The organism is Pelagibius sp. Alg239-R121 (assembly GCF_947331435.1).
Taxonomy (GTDB): Bacteria; Pseudomonadota; Alphaproteobacteria; order Kiloniellales; family Kiloniellaceae; genus Denitrobaculum.
This window is the reverse complement of the sequence record NZ_CAMZOF010000007.1, coordinates 457,997-471,481: the sequence shown is the minus strand read 5'-3', so window position 1 is coordinate 471,481 and position 13,485 is coordinate 457,997. Positions and strand designations below refer to the sequence as shown.

General features: G+C 55.0%; 18 protein-coding genes. 7 read left to right on the top strand and 11 right to left on the bottom strand.

Annotation, left to right across the window (positions count from 1 at the left end; genetic code table 11):
* Positions 1–109 precede the first annotated feature (109 nt).
* The 3 genes from QMZ18_RS24045 (at position 110) to QMZ18_RS24035 (ending at position 2,918) form a co-directional block, all read left to right on the top strand.
* Entirely contained in the window at positions 110–352 is a 243-nt protein-coding gene (locus tag QMZ18_RS24045; protein ID WP_282608907.1) for a hypothetical protein, read from the top strand.
* Positions 353–807: 455 nt separating this feature from the next.
* Positions 808–1,107, top strand: coding sequence for a hypothetical protein (locus tag QMZ18_RS24040; protein ID WP_282608906.1), 300 nt, complete (start codon positions 808–810; stop codon positions 1,105–1,107).
* Between the two features lie 182 nt (positions 1,108–1,289).
* Positions 1,290–2,918 carry a 3-(methylthio)propionyl-CoA ligase gene (locus tag QMZ18_RS24035; RefSeq protein ID WP_282608905.1) on the top strand — a complete coding sequence of 543 codons (1,629 nt, stop codon included), beginning with the start codon at positions 1,290–1,292 and terminating at the stop codon, positions 2,916–2,918.
* A gap of 43 nt (positions 2,919–2,961) precedes the next feature.
* Here QMZ18_RS24035 and QMZ18_RS24030 read toward each other — a convergent pair whose 3' ends face one another.
* The 8 genes from QMZ18_RS24030 to QMZ18_RS23995 all read right to left on the bottom strand — a co-directional run bounded on the left by QMZ18_RS24030 (position 2,962) and on the right by QMZ18_RS23995 (position 7,991).
* Positions 2,962–3,762, bottom strand: a complete 801-nt coding sequence (locus tag QMZ18_RS24030; RefSeq protein WP_282608904.1) for a cyclic nucleotide-binding domain-containing protein — start codon at positions 3,760–3,762, stop codon at positions 2,962–2,964.
* A gap of 125 nt (positions 3,763–3,887) precedes the next feature.
* Positions 3,888–4,460: a hypothetical protein gene (locus tag QMZ18_RS24025; protein ID WP_282608903.1), complete on the bottom strand. Its 573-nt coding sequence runs from the start codon at positions 4,458–4,460 to the stop codon at positions 3,888–3,890.
* Between the two features lie 34 nt (positions 4,461–4,494).
* Positions 4,495–5,103: a hypothetical protein gene (locus QMZ18_RS24020; protein ID WP_282608902.1), complete on the bottom strand. Its 609-nt coding sequence runs from the start codon at positions 5,101–5,103 to the stop codon at positions 4,495–4,497.
* Between the two features lie 102 nt (positions 5,104–5,205).
* The gene (locus tag QMZ18_RS24015) at positions 5,206–5,916 is read right to left on the bottom strand and encodes a tetratricopeptide repeat protein (RefSeq protein ID WP_282608901.1); all 711 of its coding nucleotides are present in this window, start codon (positions 5,914–5,916) and stop codon (positions 5,206–5,208) included.
* Positions 5,917–5,959: 43 nt separating this feature from the next.
* On the bottom strand, positions 5,960–6,427 hold the full coding sequence (locus QMZ18_RS24010; RefSeq protein WP_282608900.1) for a hypothetical protein: 468 nt from the start codon (positions 6,425–6,427) through the stop codon (positions 5,960–5,962).
* A gap of 118 nt (positions 6,428–6,545) precedes the next feature.
* Positions 6,546–7,148 carry a hypothetical protein gene (locus QMZ18_RS24005; protein WP_282608899.1) on the bottom strand — a complete coding sequence of 201 codons (603 nt, stop codon included), beginning with the start codon at positions 7,146–7,148 and terminating at the stop codon, positions 6,546–6,548.
* A 52-nt stretch (positions 7,149–7,200) separates the two neighbouring features.
* Positions 7,201–7,623 (bottom strand): helix-turn-helix domain-containing protein, encoded by a 423-nt coding sequence (locus tag QMZ18_RS24000; RefSeq protein ID WP_282608898.1) that lies wholly within the window; start codon positions 7,621–7,623, stop codon positions 7,201–7,203.
* Positions 7,620–7,991 carry a hypothetical protein gene (locus QMZ18_RS23995; protein ID WP_282608897.1) on the bottom strand — a complete coding sequence of 124 codons (372 nt, stop codon included), beginning with the start codon at positions 7,989–7,991 and terminating at the stop codon, positions 7,620–7,622. The genes QMZ18_RS24000 and QMZ18_RS23995 overlap by 4 nt, the downstream gene beginning before the upstream one ends.
* A 242-nt stretch (positions 7,992–8,233) precedes the next feature.
* Between QMZ18_RS23995 and QMZ18_RS23990 the strand changes: the two genes are divergently transcribed.
* Together QMZ18_RS23990 and QMZ18_RS23985 are read left to right on the top strand one after the other, a co-directional pair.
* Complete coding sequence (locus tag QMZ18_RS23990) at positions 8,234–9,028, top strand: helix-turn-helix domain-containing protein (RefSeq protein ID WP_282608896.1); 795 nt, start codon at positions 8,234–8,236, stop codon at positions 9,026–9,028.
* 73 nt (positions 9,029–9,101) lie between these two features.
* The gene (locus tag QMZ18_RS23985; protein ID WP_282608895.1) at positions 9,102–9,566 is read left to right on the top strand and encodes a hypothetical protein; all 465 of its coding nucleotides are present in this window, start codon (positions 9,102–9,104) and stop codon (positions 9,564–9,566) included.
* Positions 9,567–9,690: 124 nt separating this feature from the next.
* Here QMZ18_RS23985 and QMZ18_RS23980 read toward each other — a convergent pair whose 3' ends face one another.
* Complete coding sequence (locus QMZ18_RS23980; protein ID WP_282608894.1) at positions 9,691–10,047, bottom strand: hypothetical protein; 357 nt, start codon at positions 10,045–10,047, stop codon at positions 9,691–9,693.
* 227 nt (positions 10,048–10,274) lie between these two features.
* Between QMZ18_RS23980 and QMZ18_RS23975 the strand changes: the two genes are divergently transcribed.
* A complete protein-coding gene (locus QMZ18_RS23975) occupies positions 10,275–11,651 on the top strand; it encodes an MATE family efflux transporter (RefSeq protein WP_282608893.1) in 1,377 nt (458 codons plus the stop codon).
* A 148-nt stretch (positions 11,652–11,799) separates the two neighbouring features.
* Positions 11,800–12,450, top strand: coding sequence for a protocatechuate 3,4-dioxygenase (locus tag QMZ18_RS23970; protein WP_282608892.1), 651 nt, complete (start codon positions 11,800–11,802; stop codon positions 12,448–12,450).
* Between the two features lie 172 nt (positions 12,451–12,622).
* On the opposite strand, the gene QMZ18_RS23965 is transcribed toward QMZ18_RS23970, so the two are convergent.
* Both QMZ18_RS23965 and QMZ18_RS23960 read right to left on the bottom strand, forming a co-directional pair.
* Positions 12,623–12,895 (bottom strand): Usg family protein, encoded by a 273-nt coding sequence (locus QMZ18_RS23965; RefSeq protein ID WP_322097268.1) that lies wholly within the window; start codon positions 12,893–12,895, stop codon positions 12,623–12,625.
* Between the two features lie 302 nt (positions 12,896–13,197).
* Positions 13,198–13,410 carry a hypothetical protein gene (locus QMZ18_RS23960; RefSeq protein WP_282608891.1) on the bottom strand — a complete coding sequence of 71 codons (213 nt, stop codon included), beginning with the start codon at positions 13,408–13,410 and terminating at the stop codon, positions 13,198–13,200.
* Positions 13,411–13,485 lie beyond the last annotated feature (75 nt).

Sequence of the window (13,485 nt, the reverse complement as noted above, 5' to 3'; positions counted from 1 at the left end):
GAACCCTAATGTTCCGCCGCATACGATGGATCTCGTCCATTGTTCTGTGTAACTCAACTTTAGCGTTTCGCTCACGAAGCACTGAGCATGGCAGGGGGGACTGGCGACAATGCCCACTCTACAAGGTGCTGATCTGAATCACTTTAAACCAGCTGCGGAAGCGCCGGTTCATCTGTCTCACACGACTCAACCGGCTGAAGTTGACGCGCAGACAGAGATCGCCGTCAAAACCAAAAAGCTGCGCGGTTATTTTGCACTGATCACACTGTTTATGATTTCGGGGTCCGGCTACGTTCTTCTCTTCAAACTCCTTGATTACGTGATTTCAAGCGACCTCAATCTAGGCGGATGACGACACCTCTGCCGACTCGACCATATTGAATTCAACATTTTGAGACAGACCGATTCGGGTGAATCTGATGAACGGCATTCGCCGCATGAGTTATGTCGTGTATATGGCTCTAACTAACGAGAATCGATAATTTTTTCCGCTTGGCGATCAATCGTTCCTGCTCGTTTCGGTCGTAATTTCAGCCCATAATTGGTGATTGAATAAGCTTGCAACCTATTGATTTCGCGTTGTTAACCCTCGTCGATCCAGACTGTGTTATATTGTAGACTGTCTTTGTGTGAAGCGGTGAGGACGCGGGTTCGATCGGCGTGACAGAATCAGCGGGTAGTAGTTTCGGAATCGGCGGTGGGCAACTCATTTGCCCTGGCGTGCTTCTTTAAACGTCGTTCCACAAGCCTTTTGCTTTGTCACCGGCCCCCTCCCACGTTTCGCGTGAGCCTATCGCTGGGGGAACGATGAAATCAGGACAGCTGCCAAAAGAACTTGCCCGTATATGGGCGCGCCAGCTTAAACCTATGGCTTGGGAAAAACGCGTTCTCCTGATCAACGATTTTCACGAAAATCTCCAGGAAATGATTCCCGACTTTGAGGAGTTTTGCGATGTCTTTCCCGCGATCGTGATGGAAACGTTAAACCTGATCAGCGAAGACGAGATCACATGCGATGCCCAGGCGCATATCTTCGCGAATTCGGCCGACCAGGGTCACCGGCTCGTGGCCGGTGCCTGGTTCCGGTCACACGGCGGCGGCCACTAATCGCCCTCACTCTATCCTCCCCGTTGCCGGCGACGATTGCCGCAGGTTTGACGCTTTCGACCGTCTCACAATTCTACGAAGCTTGAAGCAAACGCGCGTTCCGTGTTCAAGTGAATGGACCCGGCACAAGACCGGTAGCAGGCTCGATCACGAGCAAAAAACAATGAGCGGGAGGCTAGGACATGCTCGGCTTGATGATGGGGAAACCCCTTCTGATCTCGTCGTTGTTGCGACACGGCGCTGAGGTTTATGCGGAGCAGGAAATTGTTTCCCGCAGGGTCGAGGGCGATCTTCATCGCTATAGTTACGCCGAAGCGCATCAACGTGCTCAACGGCTGGCCAATGTCTTGAACAAATTTGGGATCGAACGCGGCGACCGGATCGCGACCCTGGCCTGGAACGGCTATCGACACTTCGAAATCTACTACGGTGTTTCGGGCTTCGGGGCAGTCTGCCACACAGTCAATCCTCGCCTGCATCCGTCCCAGATTGCCTATATCCTGAACCATGCAGAAGACCGCTATCTGTTCGTCGACCTCACTTTTATGCCCCTGATCGAGGCCGTTCACGGGCAACTTGAAACGGTCCGCGGCATCGTGGTCTTGACCGATCGCGCCCATATGCCCGACAGCAAGATTCCGGGCTTGCTGTGCTACGAAGAACTGCTCGAACAGGTGTCCGAGACTTTCGATTGGCCGGAATTCGACGAGAACACAGCCTCTTCTCTCTGCTACACCTCCGGCACGACGGGAAATCCCAAGGGCGTACTCTACAGCCATCGATCAACCGTTCTCCACTCGCTCATCATTGCGCTTCCCGAAGTCATGAATTTTTCGGAAAAAGCCGCGGTGCTGCCCGTCGTTCCGATGTTCCATGTCAATGCCTGGGGCATCCCCTACGCAACGCCTTTCACCGGAACCAAGCTGGTCAACCCGGGCCCCAAACTCGACGGCGACAGCCTGTGGGATCTTATGGAATCCGAAGGCGTGACCGCGTCTGCCGGCGTCCCAACCATCTGGCTCGATCTCTTGCGGGCGATGCGTGATCACGGACGCGCTCCGAAAAAGCTGGAGTTCGTCGTCATCGGTGGCGCGGCAGTTCCGAAGTCGATGGTCGAAGCCTTCGAAAAGGACTTTGGCGTCGAAGTCCGGCAAGGCTGGGGTATGACCGAAACAAGCCCGGTCGGGACAATAAACGTCGTCAAACAGCGCCAGCGCAGCCTGCCCGACGACGATCGTTACGAACTGCAGACCAAACAGGGGCGCAAGCTTTTCGGTGTGGATCTCAAAATCGTCGACGAAGACGGCACTGCCCTGCCCCACGACGGCGAGGCACAGGGCGAGCTGAAAATCAGCGGGCCTTGGGTTTGCAAAGCTTACTTCAAACAGGACGACGACAACGCTCACCGAGAAGACGGCTGGTTCTCGACCGGGGACGTCGCGACAATCGACCCGAACGGCTACATGCAGATTACCGACCGGGTGAAGGATATGATCAAATCCGGCGGTGAATGGATCAGTTCGATCGATCTCGAAAATGCAGCGACGGGGCATCCTTCAGTCGCCATGGCCGCCGTCATTGGTGTGGCGCATCAAAAATGGGATGAACGGCCTCTATTGCTTGTCGTGCCAAGGCCCGAGGCAGAACCGGACAGCGAATCGATCCGCGCGTATCTAAGCGACCAGGTTGCGAAGTGGTGGCTTCCAGATGACATTATTTTTGTGGAATCCCTGCCACTTGGCGCCACAGGAAAAATTCTCAAGAACCGCCTGCGCGAAGAATACAAAAATCATCTATTGGACGATTCTTAAAACAAAGCCATCGACAATCATAATCCGGCTCGCCGGGCGTCCGTCACGTCCGGTGTGCTTCCTCAACCACAATGCGGAACCGGAAGGGTGAATCGTCACCACCGGCGATAACGCTGTTGGCGCCGGACTGCAGCAAAGTCACGTCTCGGGAAAAGTGCTCACCCAATGACACCGCATTGACTCGGGTTCCCAATTCAGTTCGAAAATCCCGAATGGCAAAACCCTTCGCCGTCTTGGCAATGGAGAAGTGGACCTTTGCCAGGCGGTAGGGCTCACTGTCGTGGAGTGGAAGATCGATTGTGATCGGCGGCAACGCCTCGTCGTCAACCGGATGCCGCCCGACGAAGAACGGCAGAATCTGTGGCGACAAGCCCTCGACAGGCAGCACTTTCGTAACGGCATCTGAATCAGCGAGAATTCTAATCTGCCCCGAACTCGGACGATCGCTGGGGGCTTCCTCAACAACCGGATCGGTCTTGCGGCGTCCGCCGACCACGACCGATGCCGCAAAGGCGTCGTCAAGCGTGTGCAGCCGCTCGCTTAGGCGCTGCATCAGCTCGAACGCCGTATCCGCATCCTCGCTGACACGCCGAAGAAAATCGTCGCGTTGTATGGTTTCGACTTCCAGCGCCACAACCGCTTTGACTGTCGCACTGCGCGGCCGCCCTTCAATGACACCCATTTCACCGAAATACTCACTGGGACCGACCCGCCCCAGAATCACATCCCTGCCACGCAGTTCCTTAATAATCTCGACTTCGCCGGAAATCAGACGAAAGACGCTGTCGCTCAGGTCGCCTTCGCGAAATACAATGTCTCCCTGCTCAAACCGTTGCCTATTCATGCAGCACTTCCCTCGTGACCCCCGATAACACTCACAATAAGTCTATGCCGATGCCCCTGACCGGCGCATACACTTTGTCGTTATAAATAACTATAGCCCGAAACATACCGTGCGCGCGGACTTCGTTATCCAGAAGCTCCAGCTTCCTTCAGCGCTGTCACACCGGTCTCGTCCCTTGCTTTTTTCTCCTTAACGAGGTTTCGGTAATCGCTCAATACACTCTCGGAAATTTCCAATCCTGCCGCAATCGCCCGGCGGATCGAGATACGATACGCGGACTTGCGCGCGATCACGCCGATAGGCGTGCAGGCCGGCAATCGTCCTACGCGTCCGCCACGCACAGAAAATCCGAAAATCTGCAGCTCGGTTGATAGCAAGGCGCCCCGATGCGGACGCCCAAGAAACAACAGGTTCTCGGAAAAAATGCCCGCAATCTCCCAAGCCGCCTGCGTATCGGCCGGCGGACTCCCCCTTCGGCCACTCCGGGCGAGCAGAAAAGCAGTGGCAAACCAGTCAGCGGCCAAAGCGTAACGACCATCACGCCCCGGCACGGGCGACAAAGTGTCCGGCCGCCATTGATCGGCATATGCCAATCGCAAGGCGCCCATATCCTGCTCTGCCGGACTTTCGGCCTGTTGCCGTCCCGCGTTATTCAGCGACAGAAATTCGTCGAGGGTCAATTCGTGAATGGCAGTCATGACGCTAAGGAACAAAATACGATGGGCACGGCCGTCACGCGACGTTTCGCATCTTTAGCTTCATTCCAACGATTTGATAGACATCAAGGCCCGTAATATTGGCAACCTCACGAAACGGCAAGGAGGTTTCACGCAAAAGAACGGCAGCATGACGATGTGGGTTCATACGTGCCTTTTTGTTTGAGCGATTAACGTGTATTTGTCTGCTCCTGCGCTCCGCAGCTCTACGTTCTTCTGCATCCAGGCCGCGATCCCTCGCCGCTTTCAATGCCGCTTCCCGCCGCGCCTTTTCCCGCCGGATCTCCTGATCCATCAGATGGGTTGCAGTGGCAAAGCGGCTATTGAATTCCTTCTCCCGCTCGGTCTCCGCGCGAGGGCTTTCCGGCTGGGGCTTTGCGGATGCAGCCTGAGTCCGCATCGCCGCTGCCTCGTCCAGCGTCAGCCCCTTACGATCGGCCATGCGTTTTGCCGCAGCCAAGGCATTGTTCCGCTCGCCCTCGAAGGGGCTTTCCGCGGCAAGCATCAGCAGGTTGTGGAACCGCTCACGCTCGGCATCTGTGAAGGTCTCAGGAATGACTGTCTCGCTGCTTCTCGGGTAATACTCAGGGTCAATGATGTACGCGCCGCCCTGACTGCAATCCACACCACTATACCATTGGCAGCGCAGCACTGCCTACAGTCGTTACAAAGAAAATCGCCAGATATCATATGCCTACATGGTATTTCTGGCGATAAGCCCGATACTCTATATGTTATTTTTCAGCCAGGATTCCGCCTGTTCGCGCGCCAGTATCAAATCATCTCTCGAAAGAACGTTTTCGATCCTCCCGAGAGGCTGGGCAACCTGACGCGCAAAGGTCTCATCCCTTTGGCTCACGATGTAGTACCAGGTATAGGCGTCAACCGGATTCGCCTGACCGCCCTGCCCCTTTTCATAGCGTTCGGCGACAGTGATCTGTGCAAAGACATGTCCTTGATCGGCGGCTGCTCGAAACCAGCGGGTGGCAAGCATCTGGTCCTGGCGAACACCTGCACCGCTGGCATAGCGTTCCGCCAACTCGAATTGGGCCCGGACCTCTCCGTTTTCCGCCGCAGCACGAAACCATTTTATGGCTTCCGCAAGATCTCTCTCGACTCCAAGTCCAGTGGCGTAGCTCGACGCCAAGCTGTACTGAGCGTCGGCATTCCCATTTTGAGCGGCCTTCAAATACCAGTCGGAAGCCAGGCGATGATTGACTGCAACATGCAAACCGCTGGAATAAGCGTTGCCTAGCGCGGTCTGAGCCCGCGTATCACCTGCGTTCGCCGAAGAACGCCACTCAGAGACGGCCAGAGCAAGATCTCCGCCGTCATAGGCTGCCAAACCAGCAGCGTAATCCGCCTGCGCCGCTCTGCCTGTCAACGCCAAAGATGCAGCCACAAGCAAAGTCACTGCGAGAATGCTTCTGCACTTCATCTTCCGTGATCCACTCCGATGCCCAAAACAGTTACTGAAGCACTCAGTGTTTGGTCACGCCTTCGCTATCCAGATCGAAAAAAGCGTCTTCAACGGTTTCGTCGTCATCGTCGAAAGTGATAACACCGCCCTCATCCGAAGCATGGCGCCGTTCCAACTCGCCGATCATTCCTTTGGCCTGTACCGCCGCCCACTCCATCTTGGCCGCTGCATTGAAATAACCACCAGTCGTGGCCTGTTCCGACATCACACGCATCCCAGCCTCCAGCATCGTAAAGGCGTAGCTGAGCGGAAGCGCCTGCTCATGGTCGAATTCGAACCCATTAGTGGTTTCGAAAGCATCCGCGAGTTCCGAGAAAACCCGCAACATCTGGTCGATATCGTCCGGCCCTTCTTCGACGTCCATCTTCGACAAATGATCGGCTACGCCGCGAATAATCCTTGCAAACACAACGCCTTCGCGATCCGTCTCGATCTCGGTCAAGCCGTCAGGCTCATCTTCGTTCGACATCGTCTTACCCTTTGAAACTATACATCGGCTTCCGGTCGCAATGTTATCAGCATTTCGTGAAGCGCTGCGACCTTTTCTCTTCGCCATGCCATAGAACTAAGCAGAAAGGGAAGATCACTCAAACAAAACCTCTGAGCTTCGCCAAAGCACTCAACCCATCATTCAGGGTCCTGCGAGAAGCCGGCATTTGATCATCGCAGCACAGTTTGCGCAGTGAGGCCCAATGTCCGCCCAAACTAAGCATCGTGTCGCGCAGAACGCGGAGATTCCAGGCTAACTCATCCGACATTTCTGGACCAAAACTTGACCGACCGCCATCCCGGTCAAAACCCAAATCGCCGTAGCGTGAAACACCTTCGCTAACTCGAGTACGCAGATAAAGTGATCGAAGCCACACACCCGCATCGTAAAGCTCAGGCTTAATGACTTCCTGATCCAGCAATTGGTCAAGCAAACACTCGTACCTGGCTTTAGCGCCGACCATGACGACGTTGCCCTGTACAGAGACTGAACGGGCCTCGACGAGAATACCGCCGTTGTGGCGTGCCCGGGCACTAACCCCCATATCACTTGCTGTGAGATCGCCATTGTGAAGCCTGCCACCCGCCAAACTCGGCGCCGCTGAAGCTCTCTGTGCGGACCGGCCCCCACTTTCTACCCCACCGGTAACAACCGGCTGCAAATCCGAGACCGTCAAGCGTTTCCGCCCAATTTTCTTCATAGCCAACTCTTATGCTCACTTTCGGAGTAAAAAAGGCCATCTAGACGCAGGGTCATAAGCCTTCGCAGTAGAGCCGATCAAACACGCGCTGTTGCAGGCCCTGAAGATCACGGTCACGGGTTAGCAGGTAATCCATGAGATCGCAGGCATGCATGACCGTCTTATGATCCCGCCCACCCACGTTTGCGCCGATTTTGGCGAGAGAAAGCTCAAAGCAAAGCTTTCGCATCAGGTACATTGCAAGCTGACGCGGACGCGCAATCTTACGATCACGCCGGGCACAAAGGAGCAGAGCCAGGGAAATCCCGCTTTCTTCCGCCACGGCATGCAAAATATCTTGAGGCGTGGCGGAACCCAAGGACCCGTTCCTGGGGGCCGAGAGATCGTGAGAGCGTGATGCCTCATCATCTTGCACTCGGACGCTTGAGCCCTCTGTACCTGACGCGTTCCGACGTTCCTCTTCACGGTAGCTCATACCTTGTCTCCTCGTGCTTTCTGATATTGCGTGTTAGGGGCTTGTGTCCGGCTATCTCGTGTGTTTCCGGCGCCGGTCTTGTGCCGCCGGTTAAGGAGATGCTGCGCTCTCCTGCGGGCGAAAGGCTTGCGCCTGCCTTGCAGGTGCGGCCAGCTCTCAGCGTTGGGTGTTTGTCCGCTCGTCTCCTGACCTGCCTTGCAGCCAGCCCCCTGCGCGGATATCAGTCCAAGAGCGACCGCATCGGCCGCGGAGAGCTGCAGCAATCTCCGAATGGCTGTTTCACTCATGCCGCGGTTCCGGCATTCAAGAACAAAGGCCTCGGTCTTCGTCAGAAAGAAAACCGGATAACGCTCGGTCCCATCATCCACTGAAATGCCCTCCTGTCGCGGCTGTGGCCCCTCTTTGACCACCAGCACTGCGGGCCTGGCAGATCAGTAATCTCGGTTGCATCAACGAAGGGCTGCAAAACAAAAAATCGACCACATTTCGACCTTCTTTTTTTCTACACATGATAGTAAAATTTTGTACCCATTACGTGGTCAGCAAGCAAGCTATAATTGTGCCCAATTTACACATTGTACCCAGTTTGGTGATACGATATATTCGCTTCATGACCAACCGCATCAAAGAACTGCGACGCCGACAAGGCTTGACCCAGGATGGCTTGGGAAAGCTTGTGGGCACCGGACGTTCGCAAATCGTCAAGCTGGAACGAGGCGAACGGCGTTTGACCGTGGAATGGATGCGCCGCCTGGCGCGCGCGTTGGAGTGTCATCCCGCAGAATTGATTGATACCGACGTCGGGACCGAAGATTTCGACGACACGGGAGACAGCGTTTCGGCCTCGACCGGCTATCCGAATCAAGTAGAGAACCGTATTTCCCGGCAACGCTACGACGCCTTGGCATCCGGCTTTGACGCACCTGAAAGCGATTTTGCACCCCGGTCCGGCGAGGCCGCCCCAGCATCGGTCGCGGTGCCCGCAACTGCCAACCTTCTACGCGATGTGGAGGTGCGTGGTGTTGCCGTGGGTGGGAACGAAAGCTGCTTTGAATTCAACGGCGAAGTCGTTGATCGTGTTCGTCGGCCGCCGGGTATCGCCGGCGCCTCGAACGTCTTTGCCATCTACGTCGTCGGGCAATCCATGTCGCCACGTTTCGAGGAAGGCGAAATTGTCTTTGTTCATCCCGGCCGGCCGGCAACCAGCGGCTGCGACGTAATCGTTGAATTGCATGGTCACGATGGTGATCCAGGTCAATGCTATATTAAGCGACTGGTTAAAAAGACGCCGACGCGAACAGTGTTGCAGCAGTTTAATCCCGCGCGGGACGACATCGCGTTTGATAACGATAATATCCGGGCGATGTATCGGATCCTGACGGCTTCGGAGTTACTCGGCGTGTAAGACGGCATGGCTGAGGTGGTGTTAGCTGCGGGAGCACCTCTGTAACACTCCCATTTCGGCTGCTATTCAATTTATGAAATATACATTTGTACCCATTTGGGTACTTTTTGTTGAATTACGTCCATTGATGGCCCAGTATTCCCCTCACGCACATCGCCCAAAGATTGCATACCTTGCATTCGTAGAAGCCATGAATACCAAGCAAAAGAGGAGTCTCATCATCGACGAACTTGAAACAACGGAAGCGCGCTATGACGCCATGCCGCCGGAAGTCGCTAGACAGATGTCCCGAACCTGCGGGGATCCGCTCACGAGCCGCCACCACTCCCTGAAAACTGAAGTGGCCTTCGCCCGGCGTATGTTTCGGGTCAACCGCCGGGCCTGCAAGAGCCAACGGCGGCAGGAAATGACAACTCGCAGACAGTATCGGGAGGATTGTCGTCACTGGTGGCATCGCTATCGCAAGGCGCAGGCCTCTGCGGCCGAAATCCGCGGATTGTTAGCCTTACGCAGCCTGAGCCGATCGATCATCGACTAAAGGCGTTGTGGCCGGAAAGGACTAGAGCACGCCAGTTCCCGGTCAAGCAGCCACAAGACTGACCCTACCCTAGTTACCTGATAAGATTATGCTTTTCCCTTACCCTGGGAAAGACAAGCAGATGCTAGCTGGGGATTTCCGACAACTCGGGATGCGGACCAAAGACATAGGGGAATACTGCCAGGACATCGTCCAAGGTTTCACCATGGCCCAGAACGCGGGAATCTGCATCGATCGCGCAGTAAATGGCGCCGATTTTGCCGAACGCGCAGAGAATGCGTTCGCCCTCGCAGTCCAGGACAGCGACAACCTGCTCTCCTGCGTCGGTCGCCAAAGGCACACAGTGACCTGCAAGTCCGAGCGCAATCATCTTTTCGCCCATGACCATCAAGCGCTGCACCTCATCTTCAGAGAGAACGGCGGGTTCAGCCGGCAATACTGGCGGTTGTTCCGGCAAAGGGCTTTTAAGCATTACTGACATCAACATTTTCCTGCGATACCGCATTGGTACAGCAAGTCTGACAGCGATCTATGACCGAAAGGTAAACGGGATTTTATATAAATTTCTGCTAATTCTTTCGAATCCCGACGAACCGGAGCCCGGTTGAAGTCATAAAAACCCGCAGTTGCTCGCGCAGCGTCGTCCTTTTACCTTGCCTTGAGCAAAGACAAACCGGGGAAAATCATGTTGCGTGTGGCGGATATTAAGTGACGGAATCAGGCGCACCTGCGAACAGCGGTCCTCAAACAACCGCCCGCCTGACCCAGGGCCCAACATTCCGCCACATCCTGGGTCTGACTCTGCCCATGGTATGGGGACTGTTCGCGACAATCGGCTTCAACGTGGCCGACACTTTCTTTGTAGCGCAGCTCGGCACCACCCAGCTCGCCGCCATCAGCTTCACCTTTCCCGTTGTCATGGTGCTCATCAGTCTGGCAATCGGTCTCGGTGCAGGTGCATCGGCTGTTGTCGCCCGTGCAATCGGTCAGAACGATCGCGGAAAAGTCGAAGAACTGGCAACCGACAGCCTGCTTCTCGCCGCTGCCGTCGTCAGCGTTTTCGTTGTCGTGGGCCTTTTGACCATTGATCCTCTGTTCCGTCTCTTAGGAGCAGAAGAGGCGTTACTGCCGCTGATCCGTGACTATATGGAAATCTGGTACCTCGGGATCGCCTTTTTGGTTATTCCGATGGTCGGAAACAACGTCATCCGAGCAAGCGGCGATGCCAGGTTTCCCAGCCTGATCATGGTAATCGCCGCATTGGTCAACATTGCCCTGGATCCTTTGTTGATCTTCGGTCTCGCCGGCTTTCCACGGCTCGAGCTGCAGGGCGCCGCCATCGCCACAGTGATTAGCCGCGCGATTACCTTTTTTGCCGCGATTGCGGTGCTGCATTATCGCGAGCGACTGATTCGCTGGTCGAAACCAGAGATGTCCAAAGTTCTCGCATCCTGGCGCAGTATCCTGCATGTCGGGCTACCGGCCGCGGGCACGCAGATGATCAACCCAATGGCTGTTGCCGTCATTACCCGCTTTGTCGCGGCTTACGGTTCCACGGCGGTCGCCGGTTTTGGACTGGCAACCCGGTTAGAAGCGCTCAGCCTTGTGTTCCTCTTCGCGCTTTCGTCGAGCACGGGTCCCATCGTCGGTCAAAATCTGGGCGCCGGGCTTGTCGATCGAATCAGATCGACATTGCGGGAAAGTTATCTTCTAAGTTTTGGATGGGGTGCAGTCGCTGCTGTTATTCTCGGCTTTTACGGTCCGGCACTTGCCGGCCTGTTCGATGACGATCCATCCGTAATCGCTATTGCCCGTGACTATCTCATCATCGTGCCGGTCAGCTATGGCTGTTACGGCGCCGTGATGGTTGCCGGCGCCGGGTTCAACGCGCTTGGCCGCCCCTTGAGCTCCACCATCCTGACGCTCTTGCGCATGATCGTACTCTACATTCCAGTCGCCTTTGTTGCGGGTGAGCTTTACGGGATCGTTGGAATATTCGTGGCTGCAGCCTTCGCGAACCTGACGACCGGCATCGTCTCATGTTTTTGGACTTCCCGGGCCTGTAACAACTGCCGGCAGGAATAAGTCTAGAATCGCCATCTGTTGAGCCTTCTATCCGACATACCCTGGGCGAACCGGTCTCAATTGAATTCCGGATGCCCATAACCCATGTGAATGCATAGGCATTGGTTGCGTCCAGGCCGAGAAAACGTCCCAACTGGGAGCTGGAATGATGTCCGGACTTGTAACAAGACGCCATATACTTCGGCGAACGGCCGGCTTTACGGCCGGGTCGGTAATTTCATTCACTGGATTATCAGCCTCTGCAACGACGCCAAATCTGACTCCGCGGCAGCCTCTGGGGCCCTTTTACCCTGATAAACTCCCCCTGGATCGCGACAACGATCTATTGAGCGTCAATGGCCGAACCGGTCGGGCCTTTGGTCAACCTACCGACATCTATGGTCAGGTTCGAGGACTGGATGGAAAACCACTAGGCGGCGTAACGGTCGAGATTTGGCAGTGTGATGCCTTCGGGCGCTATCTTCACAGCCGGGACGCCGGACGCGGACGGAGTGACAAGAATTTTCAAGGTTACGGACGGGCAGTTTCTGATAACGAAGGGCTCTATCGCTTTCGTACCATCAAACCGGTCGCTTATCCCGGTCGAACGCCACACATCCATTTCCTGGTAAATGGCGACGGCATTCAGCGCTTCGTCACTCAGATGTATGTCGAGGGCGAGCCCCAGAACCTCAGGGATGGCTTGCTGAACCAGGTTTCAGACCCTGAACAACGCAAGTCGCTAATCGTGCCCCTTACGCCCAGTCCGGAACTCGGAGAGAGCGCACTCAGCGGGCGTTTCGACATTACAGTGGGATAACACCTACATCGCCGGGGCATGTCCCCTTGCGTATGACCGCTCTTGGCGGGAATATTCAAGTTCCCGCATCACCCTCTGATACCAAGGAGCGTAAGGTGAAGGTTGAATCACCTTTGTCGCTAAATGACGACCAGCCACTACGTGCTTCCGGAAGCCAACTGCTTTATCATAATCAATGCAGAGTTAGCACGGCCTCTGCATTACGCCATTCACCCCGTTTGAACAGCTCTCGAGAGCCAACAGTCACTGAAACAAGCGGTCCATCCAGATTGTCGGTCCAAAAACGGAGAAAGCGCTGAAGCTCGGGATATTCCGGAACCAGGTCATATTCTTGCCAGATGTAGCTTTGGAGCAAATCCAAATGATCCGGCATGCGGTAGATAATTTCTGCCGTGGCCAATTTATAACCGGCAAGTTGACGTTCCATAATCGTCGGCTTTAACACAATGCGAAACCTCCTCGATTGCGAACATTCTGACCGTAAGAGGCTAAATCATAAATTTATCTAAACATAGAGAATTTTCATTACTTATATTTATTAGCAGCACAACCATACAAGTGCTAATAATATGTAGATTATTATAGCATATGCTTGGATAATGCACACGCAATAAACATTGAACAGCATTCAATGTTATAGTGATGTGAATTTAGCGCTGGAAAACGAGAAACAAGGAGGGAATTTGGACCAGCGAGGGCTTAACTGAGCCTGGGGCGCAATACACGCCCTTCAACTGCCAAATCTTGTCAGGCTGCTCTATCGCAGCTTGTGCTTTGGTCTATGTACTCGAGAATACGGTCGAGGCGTACTTCGAGAGCCCGGTGTTGATGAGATGTGTCATCGTGAATGGCCCGCAAACGCGTGCTCACGCGTTCCAGGCGTTTCTCCAAGCGGTCGATGCGCCACCACATCACTGCGATGATCGCGGCGAAACCCCCAAGCAAAATCCAATCCAACATATTCGGCTCCAAAACAAATATCCGACGCCACTCAGACTTCTACGGGCATCGTAAAAGCTCGCCGAGAAACACATT

Excerpts from the sequence above, each read along its gene's own strand:
- QMZ18_RS24045 (WP_282608907.1), top strand. The coding sequence starts at position 110 with ATGCCCACTCTACAAGGTGCTGATCTGAATCACTTTAAACCAGCTGCG.
- QMZ18_RS24040 (WP_282608906.1), top strand. The coding sequence starts at position 808 with ATGAAATCAGGACAGCTGCCAAAAGAACTTGCCCGTATATGGGCGCGC.
- QMZ18_RS24035 (WP_282608905.1), top strand. The coding sequence starts at position 1,290 with ATGCTCGGCTTGATGATGGGGAAACCCCTTCTGATCTCGTCGTTGTTG.
- QMZ18_RS24030 (WP_282608904.1), bottom strand. The coding sequence starts at position 3,762 with ATGAATAGGCAACGGTTTGAGCAGGGAGACATTGTATTTCGCGAAGGC.
- QMZ18_RS24025 (WP_282608903.1), bottom strand. The coding sequence starts at position 4,460 with ATGACTGCCATTCACGAATTGACCCTCGACGAATTTCTGTCGCTGAAT.
- QMZ18_RS24015 (WP_282608901.1), bottom strand. The coding sequence starts at position 5,916 with ATGAAGTGCAGAAGCATTCTCGCAGTGACTTTGCTTGTGGCTGCATCT.
- QMZ18_RS24010 (WP_282608900.1), bottom strand. The coding sequence starts at position 6,427 with ATGTCGAACGAAGATGAGCCTGACGGCTTGACCGAGATCGAGACGGAT.
- QMZ18_RS24005 (WP_282608899.1), bottom strand. The coding sequence starts at position 7,148 with ATGAAGAAAATTGGGCGGAAACGCTTGACGGTCTCGGATTTGCAGCCG.
- QMZ18_RS24000 (WP_282608898.1), bottom strand. The coding sequence starts at position 7,623 with ATGAGCTACCGTGAAGAGGAACGTCGGAACGCGTCAGGTACAGAGGGC.
- QMZ18_RS23990 (WP_282608896.1), top strand. The coding sequence starts at position 8,234 with ATGACCAACCGCATCAAAGAACTGCGACGCCGACAAGGCTTGACCCAG.
- QMZ18_RS23985 (WP_282608895.1), top strand. The coding sequence starts at position 9,102 with ATGAAATATACATTTGTACCCATTTGGGTACTTTTTGTTGAATTACGT.
- QMZ18_RS23980 (WP_282608894.1), bottom strand. The coding sequence starts at position 10,047 with ATGTCAGTAATGCTTAAAAGCCCTTTGCCGGAACAACCGCCAGTATTG.
- QMZ18_RS23970 (WP_282608892.1), top strand. The coding sequence starts at position 11,800 with ATGTCCGGACTTGTAACAAGACGCCATATACTTCGGCGAACGGCCGGC.
- QMZ18_RS23960 (WP_282608891.1), bottom strand. The coding sequence starts at position 13,410 with ATGTTGGATTGGATTTTGCTTGGGGGTTTCGCCGCGATCATCGCAGTG.